The organism is Paenibacillus sp. J22P51 (assembly GCF_059692215.1).
The window spans coordinates 1-19,874 of sequence record NZ_JCAUAZ010000001.1 but is presented as its reverse complement, the minus strand read 5'-3'; the positions used below and the strand labels follow the sequence as shown (position 1 = coordinate 19,874).

Genomic DNA, 19,874 nt, shown 5'->3' with positions numbered 1-19,874 from the left:
TACGAATGGCTAACAACAACACATTGCTAGTTCCACAAGCTAAGGCCGCTTTAAATCAATTGAAGTATGAAGTTGCTCAAGAGCTAGGAATTTCACTGCAACCGAATGGTTACAATGGAAATCTCTTGACTCGCGACGCGGGTTCAATCGGTGGTACAATCACGAAGCGGCTGGTTCAAATCGCTGAACAACAGCTGCAAGGCTTCAAACGCTAAACTATTGGAAATAGGCGCAATACAAGAAGACTACAATCACTCTTCCTACTCGGGTGAATGCAGTCTTTTTTTTCTTTACAATTTCAACTGTTTAAGGAATCATGTAACTTGAGACTATTTCAACGTGAGAGGAAATGTAATCATGATTTTACCAGGGATTGTATCTGCTACATTTCGTGACAAGACAGCGGAGGAAATTCTTCAAGCTAGCAGCACTTGCGGGTTGAAAGCAATCGAATGGTCGGAGCATGCGCATGTTAATCCTGGGGATGAAGAAGGAGCAGCCCAGCTCTACCGAAGGACAATCGAGTATGGCATGCAGGTGGCAGCATATGGTTCGTATTTTAAGTTGTCTGAGCACGAGCATCCAGAACAAACATTTCGAGCGAGCCTGATTTCAGCGAAAGCCTTGCAGGCGCCTATCATCCGCGTATGGGCAGGGACACTTTCGTCTTCGGAAACAACGTCTGAATATCGCGCGCGGCTTGCTAAGGAAGCCAAGCTCATTTCAGAAATGGCGGCAGATGAAGGCATTAAGGTTGCTCTAGAGTGGCACAGGGGAACCTTAACAGATACCAATGAATCAGCTATGCAATTTCTTGATCTAGCAGATCATTCGAATTTGTACTGTTTGTGGCAGCCAACACCGGAGCTTACCGTGAAAGCTCACTGTGAGGGGCTCCGTGAATTAGCTGCACGAGAGAAGCTGTTAAACATACACACCTATTATTGGAATGGGAACATACGCAGGCCGTTCTCGGAGGGGATCGACGAGTGGCGTCAGTATTTGGCACAAATCGATACCAATGAAGAACGCTACATGCTTATGGAATTTGTGATGGATAGTACATTTGAACAGTTGCGTTTAGACGCAATCGTGTTGAAGCAATTATTAGATGATTTATTCTAAAATAAGTAGTGTCCACAAACGGAGTACGCGAGCAGCGTGCTCCGTTTTGTCATTTTCACATACATCCTTAACATTTAGGATTGAAGTTAACTAACAATTATAGACTAAAGTGAATGTATCGATAGTCACAACGGTTTCACGAAGGCTGAATAGGGGAGAGAAGTATGACACAGAATTTGCAAAATTTATTACTGGACAGTGTTAGGGTTTCGATCGGCAACATGATTCCACAATCGTTAGATCAAGCAGAAGTAAGTGCAAGCAATGAACCGATCAGCAAGGACGAAATTGGTGTCTCCATCAATTTTACGAACAGCGAGTACAGTATGATACTAGACGGGCAGCGTGTCGTGTTTAGCCGCATGAGCGAAGCGATATTTGGGATGTATATGGAAGGGGAAATGCTCGATAGCTGTGTGAGTGAAATTGCTAACATTATTGCGGGCGGGACTACGACGATCTTAGGTGAGCAAGGTGTTTCTCTGGATATTACGACGCCATCTTTGCTGCAGGATAATTTTCATTTTGATGAACAAGCAAACAAGCTGACGTTGCCGATTTCGATTGAGACGGTTGGGGATATCCGAGTGGTCTTACTAAAGGATCTTTGATAAGAGGAGCGATAGATGATGGCGAAAATTTTAATAGTAGATGATGCGGCTTTCATGCGAATGATGCTGAAGGATATTCTAACAAAAGGCGGTCAAGACGTTATTGGTGAGGCGGAGAATGGTCTGATTGCCATACAGAAGTACCAGGAGCTCAAGCCGGATATTGTAACGATGGATATCACGATGCCGGAGATGGAAGGTGTAGAAGCCGTGAAGGAAATTAGGAAAAAGGATGCGAATGCTAAAATTGTCATGTGCTCTGCAATGGGGCAGCAAGGCATGGTCGTTCAAGCGATTCAGGCTGGAGCTAAAGATTTCATTGTAAAGCCATTTCAAGGCGATCGCGTATTGGATGCTATTCGCAGAGCTATATAACCTATAAGAAAAACGCCCATCATCTCGCTTCTAAAGCAAGATGGTGGGCGTTTTTTCGTGATTTTCATGTCATTACATTAAATGTGACTATAAGGCATCTTCGGGATCAAGATACTACTGATGAAGTAAAGTAAAGTGACGGTCCCAAAGCTGCATAGCGCAGTAGCAACAACTAGAAGCCGAATGAGGGTTGCATTGACTCCAAGCCATTCTGCAATACCTCCGCAAAGCCCTGTACATTTACTATCTGTCGTGGATCTAAATAATTTGTTCATCGTATGAATCTCCTCTCGTCTAATTAGCATTTTCGATTTCTGCTTCGTTCTTATGTTTCTATTGTAGCCTTATCGAACATGATCGAAAACAGACTGTTGACGGTTATTGTTCCTGAACTAAAGTCGGGGAGGCTCCACTACTTGAGGGGAGGCTGCGCTGAATTCCTTAGAAAATGAAAGAAAATTGTTCATTTCCCCCCTATGTTCTGCCCCATTTGTCAACTATACTGAACTCAAAATTGAATGAGCAGGCAACCTACAAGACAGTATTTGCTAGCAAGCTGCCATGCTGCTTAACCTAAGGGAGGGATGGATCAAGTAGTTAATAAGGCATAGGGACAACGATGGAAAGTCGCTTTATTTCCGCAAAAAGTTAAGCGCTTACAATCTAAGGAGGCAATGATCATGCGATTAGGATGGAGAAAAAGGAAGAGCTTAGGAGCACTCTTGATTACAGTCATGATGCTGTTATCGATGGTTACGGTACTTGTTCCTGCAACGGTATTTGCAGCAAATACGACTTACTACGTAGACTCCGTTAATGGAAGTGATTCGAATAATGGCACAAGCACAGCAACGCCTTGGAAAACATTGACGAAAGTGAACAGCACAACGTTTCAGCCTGGCGATCATATTTTATTTGAAGCTGGAGATACCTGGGTAGGTCAGTTATATCCCAAAGGCTCGGGTACTTCGGGGAACCCAATCGTAATTGATCAGTACGGCACAGGCGCCAAGCCAAAGTTTGAAGGCCAAGGTGCGGTTAAGGCTACGGTATATTTGTATAATCAGCAGTATTGGGAGATTCACAATCTAGATATTAGTAACCAAACCACGGGTTCCGTCGGAGATCTTAGAGGCGTACATATTACAGGAGCCGACATTGGCACGCTAAATTACTTCCGTTTAGATGGCTTAAATGTTCACGATGTGAGTGGTGAAGTCAACTGGATTGGCGGGGATGTGGCTGATAATGCAACAGGTATCACGTTCCAGACGGGTTGGGATCGTTCCAAGAGAACTGGCGGCATTGTGTTCGATATGTCAACGAACGTGCTAGCGCCAGCCGCAGCTACAGTAAAGAGCAAATTCAACGATGTGGTCATTTCCAATAGTTCCATTAAGGATACTTCCTTCGGGGGGATCATTTTCAAGCAATATACGGGTGATGGGCGCGATAATAACGGAAATCCATCCGTTTCAGTAGGATGGGGTGTTCGGAGCTCAGCCTCGGATACGAATTGGTATCCTTTTACGAATGTCACGATCAAGAATAATTTCATTAGCCAAGCGAACACCTTCTATGGATGCAATGGTATTTATTTGACAGATACCAAAGGCGCGTTAATCGAGAGTAACGTGGTTGCGGCAGCGGGGACATCGGGAATCGAAACCTATTATGCGGACGATGTCGTGATTCAGAAGAATGAGACCTATGGTGTAGTTAAAAAAGCCGGAGGTGCCGACTATAACGGCATCGATACAGACAAAGGAACGACGAAGCAGGTCGTCCAATACAACTACATTCATGGCAATGGTGATGGGATTCTGTTGTGTCAATTCAGCTTTGGTGACTCCATCATCCGATATAATGTGATTACAGGAAATTCGAGATATCAAATTTATCTCCATTCCGATTCGGCTGCTACCTCTCAAATTTATAATAATACGATCTACAATACGAATAGCACGTATTTAATTTATGGCTACGGCTCTTATATTAATGCCAGTTACAGTATAAGAAATAATATCCTAGATTCGACACAGAGTTCTGCTGTTCTAACGTCAGGCGGAGGTATTGCCTATAATACGAATAGTTACTATGGTACCGGACTTACCGTTCCAGCAGGAGATGCCAACCCGAAAACAGGAGATCCGAAATTGGTGAGTCCAGGAACTGGTGGCACGGGAACAGAAGCTAGCGGACCAGCACTCAGCAGCTTGAACGGGTATAAGCTTCAAACAACTTCACCGATCATCAATCAAGGTGTAACCATTTCTTCCAATGGCGGCGTTGATTTCTGGGGAGATACGTTATACACAGGCGCAGCGGACATTGGTGCCGACGAAACGGCAGTTACAGGGGGAAGTACTGGCCCAACTTATTTGGTGAACGATACTTTCGATGCAGTGACCACTGGTAGTGCCCCAACAGGTTGGACAATTGCCAACGGAACGAGTCCGAACGCAATTACGGTGCAAGCTGTGCCAAGTGCAACCGATAAGAGCGTGCAGCTCAGCAAACCGACTGCATCGGCCAAAACCTCCATGTCCAAATCGTTTGGTGCTACAAGCGGTACAATAACTATTGAAGCAAGAGTTAAACGGAGCGAAACAACATCGTGGTGGTGCTTGCCTTACCTCTATGACAGCACAGGTGTCGTTGCTGAATCGATCGCCATGGATACAGGGAATATCAAAGCGAACGTTAATGGAACCTGGACGACGATACAAGCCTTCACAGCGAACACATGGTATGACTTCAAAGTTGTTTTAGATACAAATACAGATAAGTTTGATTTCTATGTCAATGGCACGTTGAAGCTGTCCCAAGCAACAATGAGAGCAGCTGTTTCCAATGTGTCCAAGATCGAATTCTATGCCGATAACTCACAAACAGGCACTACGAACGTTGATAGTGTGAAAGTATATACACCGTAACTGTACGAATTCAATAGATCCCGAACTTCTGGCAACGGGGGTTCGGGATTTATTTTCGTGTGAAATAGTGAAAGAACTTCATTCATTGCGTAATGTAACTAACCTGTGATGCCTTTTATAATAAAGCTATCAGATAACAAGCGAATCACGTAGCGCTTTGAACAGGAGTGGAAACATTTATGGAAAGCACCGTGCTGCAAACGGACAGTTTGCTTGCAAAACCGAAGAAAAAGAAAATTCCGTTTCTGAGCCGGTGGGAATCTCCCGTAGCCGGTTACCTCTTTTTATCCCCTTGGCTGATTGGATTTTTCCTTTTAACACTAGGGCCAATCCTAATGTCTTTGTATTACTCATTTACGGATTATTCCTTGCTGGATGTACCGCATTGGCTCGGCGCACAGAACTACAAGCATATCGTGTTGGAAGATGATACCTTTCGGGAGTCCATCAAAGTGACGATGCTGTTCGTCGTATTCTCCGTGCCACTTAAGCTCGTTACCGCACTTCTGGTAGCGATGCTGCTGAATAAGAAAATCAGAGGGATCTCCTTTTATCGGACGATGATCTACTTCCCGTCGCTGATCGGGACGAGTATCGCAGTATCCATTCTATGGAAAAACATTTTCAGCAAAGATGGTTTCATTAATCAAGCTTTAGCGCTGGTCGGCATTCAAGGCAAGTCGTGGATTGCTGATCCAGATACCGCATTAGGGACAATCATCCTGCTTGTCGCTTGGCAATTCGGCTCTGCGATGATTATATTCCTTGCAGGACTCAAACAAATTCCAACGGATTTGTATGAAGCTTCATCCGTAGATGGAGCTAGCAAAGTAAGACAATTCTTCACGATTACATTGCCAATGCTCTCACCCATCATTTTATTTAACTTTGTGCAATCCACGATTAATTCCTTCCAGATGTTTACGCAGGCGTTTATCATCACCAATGGGGGACCTGTTAATTCAACCTATGTATACGTCATGTATTTGTATGAGAGAGCCTTCTCGAAGTTTCAAATGGGATATGCTTCAGCGCTAGCTTGGATTCTACTCGTCATTATCGCAGTGGTAACGGCGCTTATATTCGCTACCTCTAAATACTGGGTTTACTATGAGACGCAAGGAGGGAAGGGGAAATGATGGCAAGACGCCGAGGTTTATCCCATCTCGTATTACTAACTTCAAGCCTCATCATGATGTATCCCGTGTTCTGGTGGCTCGGAGCATCGCTCAAATCAAATGATGAAATGCGTTCCCCGAATTTATTTCCCGAAACATTCCGCTGGGCCAACTATACAGAGGGTTGGGTATCGGTTCCTAATTACGATTTCAGTGTGTTTTATATGAATAATTTTCAGTTAATTACTGGGGTATTATTCACGAGCATTGTTTCTTGCTCACTGGTCGCATTTGCTTTTGCTCGCCTTGATTTCCCGCTGCGCAAGCTGTGGTTTGGTATTCTACTTGTCACCTTAATGCTGCCGACACAAGTAACCATCGTACCTCAGTATGTGTTATTCAGTAAATTTAATTGGATTAATACGTATTTACCTTTCTATGTGCCCCATTTGCTAGCAGGCGGTGTGGGTGGTCCTTTCTTCATCTATCTACTTGTTCAATTCATTCGTTCGATCCCTAAGGAATTGGATGAGTCTGCGAAAATGGACGGCTGCTCGTGGTTCGGTATTTACTGGCGCATTATTATTCCATTGACCAAGCCAGCGCTTGTCACCGTCGCGATCTATTGCTTCCTCTGGAACTGGGATGACTTCTTTGGCCAATTATTGTATATCAATTCCGTTGATAAATACACGGTTAACTTAGCTTTGAAGCTGTTCATAGATTCAGCGGGAACTGTGCCGTGGGGGCAAATGTTAGCCATGTCCTTAGTATCCGTAATGCCTGCTGTCATCATTTTCTTTATTGCTCAGAAGCATTTCGTCGAAGGTATTGCTTCGGGTGCTTTAAAAGGATAAGCTTAGAAATGACTAGGAAAGCTGCTGCATTTGCTGCGGCTTTCTTTGCATAAATGGCTTAGTTTGAATCATACGGAGGGCAGACACATGCTGCAAAATCCATTCAAAACCTATCGCATCATCGCGGTTTATTTCTTCAGTTCAGCGGTTATTATTGCATTGCTGATCGGTATCGTCGTTGCAGTTAGCTACTCGGGGACTTCGGACGAAATTGCTTCCAATACATCCTTCTATCAGCAACGCTTGCTGAACGAATTGAGCAAGAAAATGAGCACGAGCTTAATTGGTATTGAGCAGACCTCGGGAACCTCTGCCAAAAACGTCGATCTCCTTTACGGCCGTTTGCGAGATAAGGACGCTTACGAGCGCCTTCAAATAGAGACGGACCTTCAGAGTCAATTGAACTATCTTGTCTTCGGAACGCCGATTCTGCAATCGATCCATGTGTATTCGGATTACCCGTTTACCTCGGATACCCAAGGCCCTGTTACGTTCTTCCGGATGTCGCAATTAGATAAGGAAGCGTGGTATCCGAGTATTTTGGAAACGGATAGCGCCTGGCTTGGAGAGCACAAAATCATGTCCAATGGACGTGAAGAATCGGTTATAAGCTTCGCCCGCAAGGTCATCAATAACAGCAACCAGTATTACAGTTTGATGGTTTTTAATATTAAAGTATCGAGCATTCGGCATTTGATTTCATCGGAAGACGATACGACCAATATGGCTTTACTTGATGCAGCAGGCAGACTGATTACGCATTCCGGCAATAGCAGCAAGCTGCAGCAAGCGACACTAACCTTGAAGGGTGAACTGGATAAGCCAAGCGGATCCTTACGTGCTGGGGATGATTTTTTCGTTTGGGCGAAATCACCGGATTCCCAGTGGACACTCTTTGAGGCGAGCTCTTGGAGTGAGATGACCAAGGGAAGCAAAAGCATGGCGCAGCTATTCCTCCTTCTCGGGGTTACTTCAATTGTGCTCGTGTTGCTGCTTACGTTGTTTCTATCCAACCGATTTATGAGGCCGATGAATCAATTAATTAGAGCCATGGGACAATACTCGCCAGGAGTAAAGCAAGGGTTGCCCACCGACTATAAGAATGAGTTTGGCAAATTATTTCAAGGCTATCGCAAGCTGACTGGGCGCATCGAGGACCTCTATGAGTCACTGCGCGAACAACATGTGCAGCAGCGGGCAGCGGAGCTGAAATCGTTGCAAATGATGATCAATCCGCATTTTCTCTATAATACATTGGATCAGATCAACTGGACGGCGCTTGAAGCGGGACAGAATAAAATCAGCTCCATGCTGGCGCAAGTAGCGAGTATGTTTCGGTTAGCCCTTTCCAATACGAATAGTCTGGTGGCTGTGACAGAGGAAGTCGCCCATATTGAGCACTATCTGAAATTTCAACAAGTGCGTTGGGAAGAGAGAATGACCTACTTCACTAAAGTAGACGAGAGCTGTAAGAACTGCTTAATGCCCAAAATATTTCTGCAGCCATTTATAGAAAATGCATTTATGCATGGTTTTCATGGCGCTTCCGAGGCTGAGATCGGTATAAAAATCTATCGTGACGAAGTTAACTTATATGTAACGATTACAGATAATGGCAAGGGTCTCAGTGATAATTGGCAGAACAAGCCTAGGAAACGCGGGGGCTATGGTCTTCGCAATGTGAAGGAAAGACTGGATGCGTTATTCGGAAATCAGTATAGCTTACAACTGAGCAACCGGGAGCAAGGCGGGGTTCAAGTCGACATTCGAATGCCACTCTCAAACCAATAACATCAGACAACATAAAGGAGAAGCGCGTATGTGGAAAATAGCCATAGTGGATGACGACTTTCAGGTTTTGCGAGGCTTACGGCATATTATTCCATGGGCAGAGCTGGATGCCGAATTCGCTGGAGAGGCAATAGACGGAGAAAGTGGATTGGAGTTAATCCGAGAAGTGGAACCCGATATCGTAATAACGGACTTATATATGCCTGGCATTAGCGGGATTGAAATGATCGAGAAATTGCGTGGAGAAGGCTTTCAGGGCAGGTTTATTATTCACAGCGGTTACACGGACTTTGAGTATGCTAGGCAAGCAATTCGACTGGATGTTGATGATTATTTGAATAAACCGATTACCATCGAACAAATTCGTGAAGTATTGTTTCGAACGATTGGTCAGTTGGAAGATTTCTATTTGGAGAAAATGGAAAAGAAGAGGCTTGTTCGTTTTGTGCAAAACTATGAGAAGCAAATGGCAGACGAACAGCTTGCAGCTCTAATTAATGGTACCCTTCAAGCGAATGCGGCTGATCTGAAACTGCCCAATTCAGAGGCATACTGGACAGACTATGATCAGCAGGTCGTTGTGCTCGAGCTGGTGAAGACGGATCGGATCACCGATATTTCGGTGGCGGATTGGCATTTATTTCGCTTCGCGATGTCCAATATAACCAAGGAGCTGACGCAGCAGGAATGGCCGGAATCGGAATTTATTTGGCTTTTCGGGCCGTATTCGGCACTCGTATTGCATATTCCCCGCAGTGAGACCGCAGCGAAATCTCTTGAACGATTAGCTGGTTTCATAGAGACACTAACAAGCAGCATGCTGCGGTATTTGGGCTTAACAGTGAAAGCGGCAGTTGGCGATAGGATTAGCAAGTGGGAAGATTTGAAACAGTCGGCAGACATTGCTTTTGAGTCATTGCAGGCATTTGAACAGGGACAAGGGGCGGTGGAGCTCGTCAGATACCTTTCTCAGTCTCTGCTGGATAGCAGTGAGGAAGAGCTGTGGGCGCATATTCAGCGGTTCATTGATCGGCAAGAGACCTCGGCTAAAGGCGGTGACCCCAAGTTATTCTATCGTGTGCTAGCCACGGAAATATGGACACTGCTGCAATATGCCGCCCAGCAAGCAGACATGTCGATTATCCAGACGGAAGATAATGAGTTGGTCTCGACGACGGATACGATTATTAATCGAGTGGATGTGGAGAGCTTTTTGCAAGCGAAGGTGAAAAGCATTGGGTTGAAGCGGCAGCCAGCCATTAACCAGAAGCATAAGGGAGCGGTCGATTTCATGCTCGGTTACATTCATGAGCATTATGCCAAGGATATCACGATGGATGAGCTTGCAGGGCAGCTGTTTATTTCCAAAAATTATTTGAATCAACTGTTCAAAAAGGTAACTGGGGAAACCTTTATGAACTATGTCATTCGTGTAAGACTTGAGAAAGCGAAAGCACTATTGCTAGAAGGCAATCTGTTGATTTATGAAGTTGCTGAGCAGGTAGGATATCAAAATGTGCCATATTTCAGTACGCTTTTCAAGAAATATTGCGGAATTAACCCGAGTGATTTACTGAAAAAGTAGATTTCCCCTCTCACTTGTTTCAAATACTGAAAGAAATCAGTTCGATTCTCTCCTATACCGTACGTGCTTTCAGCGATACGATATGTGTGTGAGATCGACATATGCGAGAGGGGTAATTATACAATGAAGAAGAAATTAATGACCGCTGCACTATCACTTGTTGTCATGGCTTCGGTAACAGCTTGTGGATCAAAAACAGAGGAAGTAGCTCCTGCGAAAGCATCGGTTCAGCCGACAACAGCAGCGGCAGCAACACCAAAAGCGGAACCCGCTGCGCCAGTCAAATTGCGCATTGCTTGGTGGGGGGCTCAAGAACGTCATGATGCGACGCAGAAGGCACTTTCGCAGTATACGGCACTCCATCCGAATGTTACTTTTGAAAGCGAATTCTCAGGTTGGGACGGATACTTCGACAAGCTTGGCGTTCAATTCGCAGCGAAAAATGCCCCTGATATTATCCAAATGGATGCAGCTTACTTGAATGAGTACGTAGCACGCAACTTGGTTGCTGATCTAGCGAGCATTAATATTGCTGATATGGATAAAGCATTGATAGAGTCAGGTAAAGTTGGCGGTAAACTATTCGCGATGCCACTTGGGACAGCTGCACTTGGTATGGCCTTTGATAAAACCGTGATTGAAAAGCTAGGCTTAAAAGCACCAGCGTGGGATTGGTCATGGGATGATTATTATAAGTTCGGTCAAGAGGCAAAGGCAAAACTTGGCAAAGACAAATATGTCTTCGTTGATCAAAGCTCCGATCTAGTTGACTATACGGCTTATCAGCTCAGTCAAGGTAAAGGGCCAACTTTCGCCGATAATAAGCTTTCCATTGACAAAGCTACTTGGATTACTTATATGAATAAGCAAAGTGAAATGAGAAAAGCGGGCATCGTTACACCAGCGGATATCACGGTAACCGACAAAGAACTTGATCCAAAGTTGGATAGCGTAGTCAATGGTACAGCCCTTGCTCGTCATATTTTCTCCAACCAAGTTGGTGCGATCAGTGGACTTAAACCGGATTCCTTTGCATTCACAACGCTTCCTAAATCTGCTCAAACTGGAGGTTGGTTGAAACCGGGCATGTTCTGGAGTGTAAATGCAGGATCCAAACAACAAGATGAAGCCAAGAAGTTCGTTGAGTGGTTTATTAACGATCAAGAAGCAGGTAGAACATTGTCGTTAACTCGCGGTATTCCAGGGAATGCGAAAATTGTTAGTATGCTTACTCCTAATTTCAGCGCAACAGACAAAACTTCCGTTGATTTTATTAATAAAGTGGCTCCTGCCGCACAGAAATTCGTTGCTGAGCCACAAGGCTGGGGGAACTTCAAAAATGACTACAAAACGATTGTACAGAAAGTGATGTTTGATAAAGCAACGGCTGATCAAGCCTATGAAGAAGTGATGAAAAAAGCGAAGGAATATGATACAGCAGTGAAAAAATAAGACTAAACATAGTTTGAACCATCCTTTATTCCGACGTATAATAACAGGAGCTCTAGATAAAGGATGATGGTATTTATGAATGACAAGGATGGAAGTGTCTATATCCGATTTATGGATGTAGATGACACAGATGATTTGCTGAATCTCATGCTGCGTAACCGTCAGTTATTTGAGGGTGTATGCCCTAGGCGCAATGAATCTTTTTATACAAAAGAAGTGCAAGAGAAGAGCATTGAAAACGGGATCAAACAAAGAGAAGAAGATAAGCGATATGTATTTGGCATTTTTCTAAATGAAACGCAGCAACTCATCGGTGATATTTCGCTTTTTGATGTGCAACGTGGGCCGCATCAGAAGTGCATTCTCGGCTATAGTCTGGACCAGGCGCATAATGGAAAAGGGTACATGACAGAAGCGATTCAACTTGTATTGAAATTTGCTTTTGAGGAAGCAGGCCTACTGCGAGTAGAAGCGGGTGTCATGCCGCGTAATTTGGGGTCGATGCGCGTTTTGGAAAAGGCTGGTTTTCAGCAAGAAGGACTTGCTCGCAAGTTATTGGAAATTAATGGCGTGCGTGAGGATCATCTGTTGTTCGCTATGCTGGCTGAAGATTTTTCAAATGCGTAAAATGATGGTGATCATACTTAAACTATGAAGTGGTAGCTTCGGACTTTACTCTTAGGTCTGAAGCTACCGCTTTTTATTCACATTTAGGTTTAAATTTGAACTACTTTTTAACCGAAAATCCCCCTATAATGGAGGAAAATAACCACTGGGGGATTACTTATCATGCATCTACTACAATTAAGCGATATTCATTTTCGCGATCCGTATATCTTGGTTGATCAGTCGAACGACAAATATTATTTGTACGGGTCTACCGGCCAAAATGTGTGGGAAGGTCCAGCAATCGGATTTGATGTTTATGTGAGTGATGATTTAGCTGGATGGGAAGGACCTTATCAGGCTTTCCGTCCATCGCCGGACTTTTGGTCAAATAAGCACTATTGGGCTCCGGAAGTTTATGCGCGTAATGGTCGCTATTACATGTTGGCCAGCTTTAAGGCGGAAAATCGCTGCAGGGCTACCTGCTTGCTTATTGCTGATTCGCCGCTTGGACCGTTTGTACCCGTGGGTGATACGCTGACGCCTCGGGATTGGGAATGCTTGGACGGCACGCTGTACGAAGATGAATCAGGAACTCCGTGGATGATCTTCTGCCGGGAGTGGCTGGAAGTAAAGGACGGAGAAATGTACGCCGTGCAGCTGCAGGCGGATCTTCAGAGAGCCGTTTCCGAACCGATCCTCTTGTTCCGAGCTTCTGAGGCTCCGTGGTCGGTTGGTTTTGGCGAGGATAAAAGCAACTACGTCACGGATGGTCCTTTTCTTCACCGAATGCCAAATGGTGAGCTTGTCATGCTCTGGTCTACGACTGGGGTAAATGGGTACACGATGGGCTTAGCACGCTCTGCCTCAGGTAAGGTGACAGGACCTTGGATACAAGATGCCGAACCGTTGAATATTCGCGATGGCGGGCATGGCATGTTATTTCATAAACTTGACGGTACGCTTCAATTGACCATCCATCAGCCCAACAAACATCCGCTAGAGCGGCCAGTTATTCTGCCCATCCAGGATAGCCATGGGGTGCTTCGAATCGTTGAGCCTGCTTATTAGATCGTTCCAAGCTAGCCGTAGATCCTCGATCTTCGGCTTTTTTTATTTTTCCAAGACAGGCAACTATAAATTCCCCTTGAAGTTCGCTAAAGGACACATACAACGCTATTTGCTCGTATTCAGCGGTTTTGATAATCTAACGGACACATTTGCTCCTATTCTCAGCAATTCAGTTATTTTTGGAGTCTTCATGTCCTAATAACGTCTTTTGTGTCCGGTAGTTTCTATTTAGAAACTTTCAGCTGAAATAATGGCATCCATGTCCGTTAGGGGTACGATGCTAGCTCCGCTTGATAACAGCAGTCTTCCAGCCCAAAAACTAACTAAATGATTATCATCTGAGATAGTGATTACAACTGGTTAAGGAGACCTATTTTTACAATAGAAAGTTAATTTATGTAAAAATGATTATTGCTGAACTTGGTAATCACTGGATATAGTCGTGGAGTGACATCGAAACAAGCTAATTCCTCTTTAAGACCGGGAGAAATAGGTATGAGGGGGTGTCAGACTGTTGACGGCTTAGCATCACTTTGAAGTGGTATTAAGATGTAGATGTTAACGTGTTCATTGAGAATGAAATCACTTGAAGGAGGAAATTCAATAATGAAAAAGCTTAAACCTGCGCATACCCTTACGGCGCTTGTATCATCCACGCTGATCGCGGGCATGATGGTCATACCTTCTGTCTTTGCAGCAAATTTATTCAGTGACAATTTCAATGATGGGGATGCAAGCGGCTGGTCGACGCAGAATGGCACATGGACGGTGGTTCAAGACAATGGCTCCTATGTGTATCGCCAAACCAGTTCAAGTGAAGGGCGCGCATCAGCGGGTAATGCATCATGGACGGATTATGCCGTTGAATCCAAGGTGAAGATCGATAATTGGAATGGTTCCAATCGAGCATATGTTGCGGGTCGTTATCAAGATGGAAACAATTTCTATGCGGCATCTTTGTATAACAGCAATGGGGGTAAGCTTGAAATCCGCAAAAAAGTAAGCGGTTCCACTACCACGCTCGCAACGTTGGATTATCCACTCGCAACAGGAACATGGTATACCGTCAAGCTAGAACTATCTGGAACAACAATTCGTATGTATGTGAATGGCACCTTACAGCTTACTGCGACAGACACGAGCCTAAGCTCGGGTGGCATTGGTTTAGTGGGCTATAAAGCAGCAGCAAGTTTTGATGACATCCTCGTTTCCGATAGCTCTGGTTCAACATCGACACCGGCGCCAACGCAATCGCCGTCGCCTTCACCTTCACCATCAGCCTCACCTTCACCTTCGCCTTCGCCATCACCTACGCCTCCTCCAACGGCGGGCGCAGTCTATGTGGACCCGAATGGCTCTGATAGCAATCCAGGGACTTTGGCAAGTCCGACAACACTGAGTTCGGCGCTTACGCAGGTAGCTCCTGGCGGAATTATTTATTTACGTGGCGGCACGTATAGCTATAGCAGTCAAATTACGATTGATCGTACGAATAACGGTACAGCAAGTGCAATCAAGCAAATTATGCCTTATGGCTCAGAGAAGCCTGTCTTGGATTTCTCCTCACAGAGCTATAATTTGGCAGACGTATCCCTCAATGCTAGAGGATTACAAGTGAACGGCAGTTACTGGACCATCAAGGGTCTCGAAATTAAAGGCTCCGCCGATAATGGCGTATATGTAGCGGGTAATAACAATCGTTTAGAGAACTTGGAAGTCTACGACAATAGGGATACAGGCGTACAGCTTGGAAGATACGCTTCTACAGCACTGCGCAGCGAATGGCCTGCGAACAATACCATATTAAACGTTTACTCGCATGATAATTTTGATCCGGACAACGGGGAAGACGCTGATGGATTTGCAGCTAAGCTGACCGTGGGGCCTGGCAATGTGTTTGATGGTTGTATCTCGTCTTACAACACAGATGATGGTTGGGATCTGTACACCAAATCAGAAACAGGACCGATTGATCCGATCACGATTAAGAACAGCGTAGCGCATCATAACGGTCAAACCTCATCGGGGAACTCGACAAGCAGCAGCGACGGGAACGGCTACAAATTAGGTGGGGAACAAATAGCAGTCAACCATATTGTGATCAATTCCGTTGCATATCTCAATAAAAAACACGGATTTACGTTCAACAGTAACCCAGGCTCAATCTCCTTGACAAATAACACATCATTTAGCAACGGAGAAGGTAATTTTACATTTGACACCGGTACACATACATTCAAGAATAACTTGTCTTACAAAGGAACTTCCAGTGATAAAACAAGCGGAACGGATGTAGCTAGCTCGAATGTTTGGTGGAAAAGTGGTAAAAGTACCAATGCTGCAGGACTTTTAGCTAGTGATACAGATTTCGTAAGCCTAACACCTACAATCACACGTAATGCCGATGGTTCTCCGAACTTAGGCAACTTCTTGAAGCTTGCAACAGGCAGTGATTTGATTGGTGCTGGTACACCTAGCGGAACCAATATAGGCCGGAATTAACCTTAGGAAGAAATGGGAGCTTACATTTGACCATGAAGTCGATTGCTAAGCTGAACTGGTCCAAAGTGAATTGGTTGTCGACCAGCTACTAAAAGCTCAAAAAACGAGTAACAAGACTGTATCTCTCGTAGATCTTCTACAAAGGGATACAGCCTTTTCACGTTGTTGTGTGCTGAGAAAAAAATGTGTTGTAATCGCTATCATTTTATTCGGGAAAATGAAGGATAATAGTCAAGAAAGGAGAATAGTATCCTTGTGTTTGCGTTACTTCCAAAATTTTGTGATCTAAGACACCTTTCATGAATGGGACTAACTCAGCATAATTAACGTGTGAGGGGAAGAAGAGAACATGGCAGGAAACAAGGCGGTTGTCTACAGCAGTCCAGGAAGCGTTGAGATTCGTGACACAGATTATCCAGAATTAGTACTTAGGGATGGACCTGGCGTTAACCCATTGAATGTCGGAAGAAAATGTGAGCATGGGGTTATCCTAAAAGTAGTAACAACCAATATTTGTGGTAGCGACCAACACATGGTTAGAGGTCGGACAACTGCTCCGTCAGGACTCATTTTAGGTCATGAAATTACTGGTGAAGTTATTGAAGTAGGGCGCGATGTGGAATTTATTAAAAAGGGAGATTTAGTTTCCGTACCTTTCAATATTGCCTGCGGTCGTTGTCGTAGCTGTAGAGAACGGAACACAAATGTTTGCTTAAATGTGAATCCAGATCGACCAGGCTCTGCCTATGGGTATGTTGACATGGGAGGCTGGGTTGGCGGCCAATCGGAATATGTCATGGTTCCTTATGCGGACTTTCAGTTGCTGAAATTCCCAGACAAGGAGAAGGCCATGGAGAAAATCCTTGATTTGACGATGCTCTCTGATATTTTCCCTACAGGCTATCATGGTGCAGTTAGCGCGGGTGTTCGTCCAGGCTCGACGGTATACGTAGCTGGTGCGGGCCCTGTTGGACTGGCAGCAGCCCATTCCGCGCAGCTGCTAGGAGCAGCGGTAGTCATCGTTGGCGATCTCAATGCAGAGCGGCTGGCTCAAGCGAAGAGCTTTGGCTGCGAAACGGTTAATCTGCGCGAGAACGCTGATTTGGCAGGACAAATCGATCAAATTCTGGGCTCTCCAGAAGTGGATTCTGCTATCGACTGCGTAGGCTTCGAAGCGCATGGTCATGGCAAAGCGCATGGGGAAGCACCTGCAACGGTGCTCAATTCCATCATGGAAGTCACCCGCGCAGGCGGCAGCTTGGGGATTCCTGGTCTTTATGTAACTGGCGATCCTGGTGCAGTGGATGAAGACTCCAAAATTGGAACATTGAAAATTCGCTTCGGACTGGGCTGGGCGAAATCGCATACGTTTGTAACGGGGCAAACACCTGTTATGAAGTATAACAGAGACTTGATGATGGCGATTCTCAGCGGCAGGGCACAAATTGCCAAAGCTGTCAATGCTACACTCATCTCTTTGGCAGATGCTCCGGGGGCCTATCAAGAGTTCGATCGTGGTGTTTCTCGCAAATTCGTCATTGATCCGCACGGACTTGTTAAATAATTGAATTTTTCTTTCTCGGGGCTGTCCTATTTATGGGGCAGCCTCTTTGCATTGCTAACAATTTTAATCATTCATTGTCATTTGTATATTGCGCTGAATAACATGTTATAGATGCCTAAGCCTACGGGACATAAGAAGAAAGGATATGATAGAAAACAAATGAAAAGGACATATAGGGTCAACGAGATCGCTCGCAAAATTAAAAAGACACAAGCAGCTGTAGTGGAATGGTCCAAAATATATGCTGATTTTCTTCCGACCATCGCTGTTGGGGGGACCTTAAGATACACAGAAGAAGCGATCGATGTTTTTCAAATGATTTCAAAAATGAAAGAGGCCAATAGATCTCATAAGTTTATTACCGAAAATTTACAGGAAATGAACCAGAGAGCCATTCGTACGCCTCATGGTGAAGAAAACCTTGCAACGCCTGAACCTGCCATTGCTCCAGAATGGAACGTACCTCTTATAGAAAACAAATCTAATCCCCTTTTAAGTAAAGAAACCAAGGAATTACTAGACATGGTGCTGTCTCTCACGCAAAAAATGGAAGCAAATAAATCGCCAAATCGAATAGTTGATCATGTAGATGATAGTCAAAAGGTTAGTATATCTTCAATCTCAAGTGCCAGACATTTATCCCCAATTCATCATTACTCCAACGTTCAGTTCGATCAACTCACGAATGATGTCGCGGAACTTCGAAGTATTATCCTTACTTTACTGGAAAAGATGATCCAGTACACGAAGGATGCTAATCAAAATGAGCTTTTTACAAACATGGTTGAATCATTGAATCTTCAATATAATGGCATAACCGAAGAAGTTGCTGAACTGCGAAATATCATCAAAATTTTTACTTGCAAGGTTGCTGAGGTGATTGAGCAAGACGACAGCAGCGAAGTTGCCGCGAATGTTGATTTACTAAACAACCAATTTAATAGTGTTTCTGAACAGATAAATGAACTGCAGCACGTGCTCTTTACCGTTCAGCCCAAGCTGACAGAAACGCTGGAGGCAAGACTCAGGGGAGAATTGCTTGCACTAACTAAGGACTTTCAAAAACAACAGAAGCATCAACATGAATGTGTCACGAAGTTAGAGACAGAAATTCATACCGTTCAGCCCAAAATGATGGAGAATCTGGTGACCAATCTTAGAAGTGAAATGCTTGTAACGACAAAAGAATTAGAGAAGCAATTTCATGAAAGTGTCACGAAAATAGAGCAAGAGCTCCTTACGTTCTCTACTGTTCAACCCAAGTTTACAGAAACTCTGGTGATCAATCTAAGAGAAGAGCTGCTCGCAACGACAAATGAATTACAAAAGCAACTTCATGAAAGTGTCTCGGAGTTAGAACAAGAGCTCTATAGCGTTCAGCCGAATATTACAGAAACACTGGAGCAAAACTTCAGAGTTGAACTGCTTGCATCAACAAGTGAAATACAGAGGCAGCTTCATGAAAGTGTCACGAAGTTAGAGCAGGAGCTTCATGAGCTCCATACCGTTCAACCCAAGATCACAGAAGCACTGGAGCAAAATTTCAGAGTTGAACTGCTTGCATCAACAAATGAGTTACAGAGGGAGCTTCATGAAAGTGTCTCGGAGTTAGAAGAAGAGCTCTATAACGTTCAGACGAATATTACAGAAGCACTTGAGCAAAACTATAGAGTTGAACTGCTTGCATCAACAAGTGAATTACAGAAGCAACTTCAAGAAAGTGTCTCGAAATTAGAGCAAGAGCTCCATACCGTTCAACCCAAGATTACAGAAGCACTTGAGCAAAATTTCAGAGTTGAACTGCTTGCATCAACAAGTGAATTACAGAAGCAATTTCAAGAAAGTGTCTCAAAATTAGAGCAAGAGCTCCATACCGTTCAACCAAATATTACAGAAGCACTTGAGCAAAATTTCAGAGTTGAACTGCTTGCATCAACAAGTGAATTACAGGAGCAACTTCAAGAAAGTGTCTCGAAATTAGAGCAAGAGCTCCATACCGTTCAACCCAAGATTACAGAAGAACTTGAGCAAAATTTCAGAGTTGAACTGCTTGCATCAACAAATGAATTACAGAAGCAATTTCAAGAAAGTGTCTCGAAATTAGAGCAAGAGCTCCATACCGTTCAACCAAATATTACAGAAGCACTTGAGCAAAATTTCAGAGTTGAATTGCTTGCATCAACAAATGAATTACAGAAGCAATTTCAAGAAAGTGTCTCGAAATTAGAGCAAGAGCTCCATACCGTTCAACCAAATATTACAGAAGCACTTGAGCAAAATT

General features: G+C 44.2%; 16 protein-coding genes. 15 read left to right on the top strand and 1 reads right to left on the bottom strand.

Annotated features, from left to right (window positions below):
- Window positions 1–5: 5 nt before the first annotated feature.
- The 4 genes from AC58QC_RS00080 to AC58QC_RS00065 all read left to right on the top strand — a co-directional run bounded on the left by AC58QC_RS00080 (window position 6) and on the right by AC58QC_RS00065 (window position 2,111).
- Entirely contained in the window at window positions 6–215 is a 210-nt protein-coding gene (locus AC58QC_RS00080) for an alpha/beta-type small acid-soluble spore protein (RefSeq protein WP_497265310.1), read from the top strand.
- Between the two features lie 142 nt (window positions 216–357).
- Window positions 358–1,125, top strand: a complete 768-nt coding sequence (locus tag AC58QC_RS00075) for a sugar phosphate isomerase/epimerase family protein (protein WP_497413171.1) — start codon at window positions 358–360, stop codon at window positions 1,123–1,125.
- Window positions 1,126–1,289: 164 nt separating this feature from the next.
- Entirely contained in the window at window positions 1,290–1,736 is a 447-nt protein-coding gene (locus AC58QC_RS00070; RefSeq protein ID WP_497413170.1) for a chemotaxis protein CheX, read from the top strand.
- A 15-nt stretch (window positions 1,737–1,751) separates the two neighbouring features.
- Window positions 1,752–2,111 carry a response regulator gene (locus AC58QC_RS00065; RefSeq protein WP_497413169.1) on the top strand — a complete coding sequence of 120 codons (360 nt, stop codon included), beginning with the start codon at window positions 1,752–1,754 and terminating at the stop codon, window positions 2,109–2,111.
- A gap of 77 nt (window positions 2,112–2,188) precedes the next feature.
- On the opposite strand, the gene AC58QC_RS00060 is transcribed toward AC58QC_RS00065, so the two are convergent.
- Window positions 2,189–2,386, bottom strand: coding sequence for a PspC domain-containing protein (locus AC58QC_RS00060; RefSeq protein WP_497413168.1), 198 nt, complete (start codon window positions 2,384–2,386; stop codon window positions 2,189–2,191).
- A 405-nt stretch (window positions 2,387–2,791) separates the two neighbouring features.
- Here AC58QC_RS00060 and AC58QC_RS00055 point away from each other — a divergent pair, with 405 nt between their 5' ends.
- The 11 genes from AC58QC_RS00055 to AC58QC_RS00005 form a co-directional block, all read left to right on the top strand.
- Window positions 2,792–5,047 (top strand): right-handed parallel beta-helix repeat-containing protein, encoded by a 2,256-nt coding sequence (locus AC58QC_RS00055; protein ID WP_497413167.1) that lies wholly within the window; start codon window positions 2,792–2,794, stop codon window positions 5,045–5,047.
- Between the two features lie 179 nt (window positions 5,048–5,226).
- On the top strand, window positions 5,227–6,186 hold the full coding sequence (locus AC58QC_RS00050; RefSeq protein ID WP_497413166.1) for a carbohydrate ABC transporter permease: 960 nt from the start codon (window positions 5,227–5,229) through the stop codon (window positions 6,184–6,186).
- The gene (locus AC58QC_RS00045) at window positions 6,186–7,022 is read left to right on the top strand and encodes a carbohydrate ABC transporter permease (protein ID WP_497414041.1); all 837 of its coding nucleotides are present in this window, start codon (window positions 6,186–6,188) and stop codon (window positions 7,020–7,022) included. Before AC58QC_RS00050 ends, AC58QC_RS00045 begins: the two co-directional genes overlap by 1 nt.
- A gap of 87 nt (window positions 7,023–7,109) precedes the next feature.
- A complete protein-coding gene (locus AC58QC_RS00040) occupies window positions 7,110–8,813 on the top strand; it encodes a cache domain-containing sensor histidine kinase (protein WP_497413165.1) in 1,704 nt (567 codons plus the stop codon).
- Between the two features lie 28 nt (window positions 8,814–8,841).
- Window positions 8,842–10,398, top strand: coding sequence for a response regulator transcription factor (locus AC58QC_RS00035; RefSeq protein WP_497413164.1), 1,557 nt, complete (start codon window positions 8,842–8,844; stop codon window positions 10,396–10,398).
- A 123-nt stretch (window positions 10,399–10,521) separates the two neighbouring features.
- On the top strand, window positions 10,522–11,850 hold the full coding sequence (locus AC58QC_RS00030; protein ID WP_497413163.1) for an ABC transporter substrate-binding protein: 1,329 nt from the start codon (window positions 10,522–10,524) through the stop codon (window positions 11,848–11,850).
- A 75-nt stretch (window positions 11,851–11,925) separates the two neighbouring features.
- Complete coding sequence (locus AC58QC_RS00025; RefSeq protein WP_497413162.1) at window positions 11,926–12,477, top strand: GNAT family N-acetyltransferase; 552 nt, start codon at window positions 11,926–11,928, stop codon at window positions 12,475–12,477.
- 162 nt (window positions 12,478–12,639) lie between these two features.
- Entirely contained in the window at window positions 12,640–13,527 is an 888-nt protein-coding gene (locus tag AC58QC_RS00020) for a glycoside hydrolase family 43 protein (protein WP_497413161.1), read from the top strand.
- 555 nt (window positions 13,528–14,082) lie between these two features.
- Window positions 14,083–16,029, top strand: a complete 1,947-nt coding sequence (locus AC58QC_RS00015) for a right-handed parallel beta-helix repeat-containing protein (protein ID WP_497413160.1) — start codon at window positions 14,083–14,085, stop codon at window positions 16,027–16,029.
- Between the two features lie 349 nt (window positions 16,030–16,378).
- On the top strand, window positions 16,379–17,593 hold the full coding sequence (gene fdhA / locus AC58QC_RS00010) for a formaldehyde dehydrogenase, glutathione-independent (protein ID WP_497413159.1): 1,215 nt from the start codon (window positions 16,379–16,381) through the stop codon (window positions 17,591–17,593).
- Window positions 17,594–17,815: 222 nt separating this feature from the next.
- The coding region (locus tag AC58QC_RS00005; protein WP_497413158.1) for a hypothetical protein at window positions 17,816–19,874 on the top strand (2,059 nt) is incomplete at its 3' end.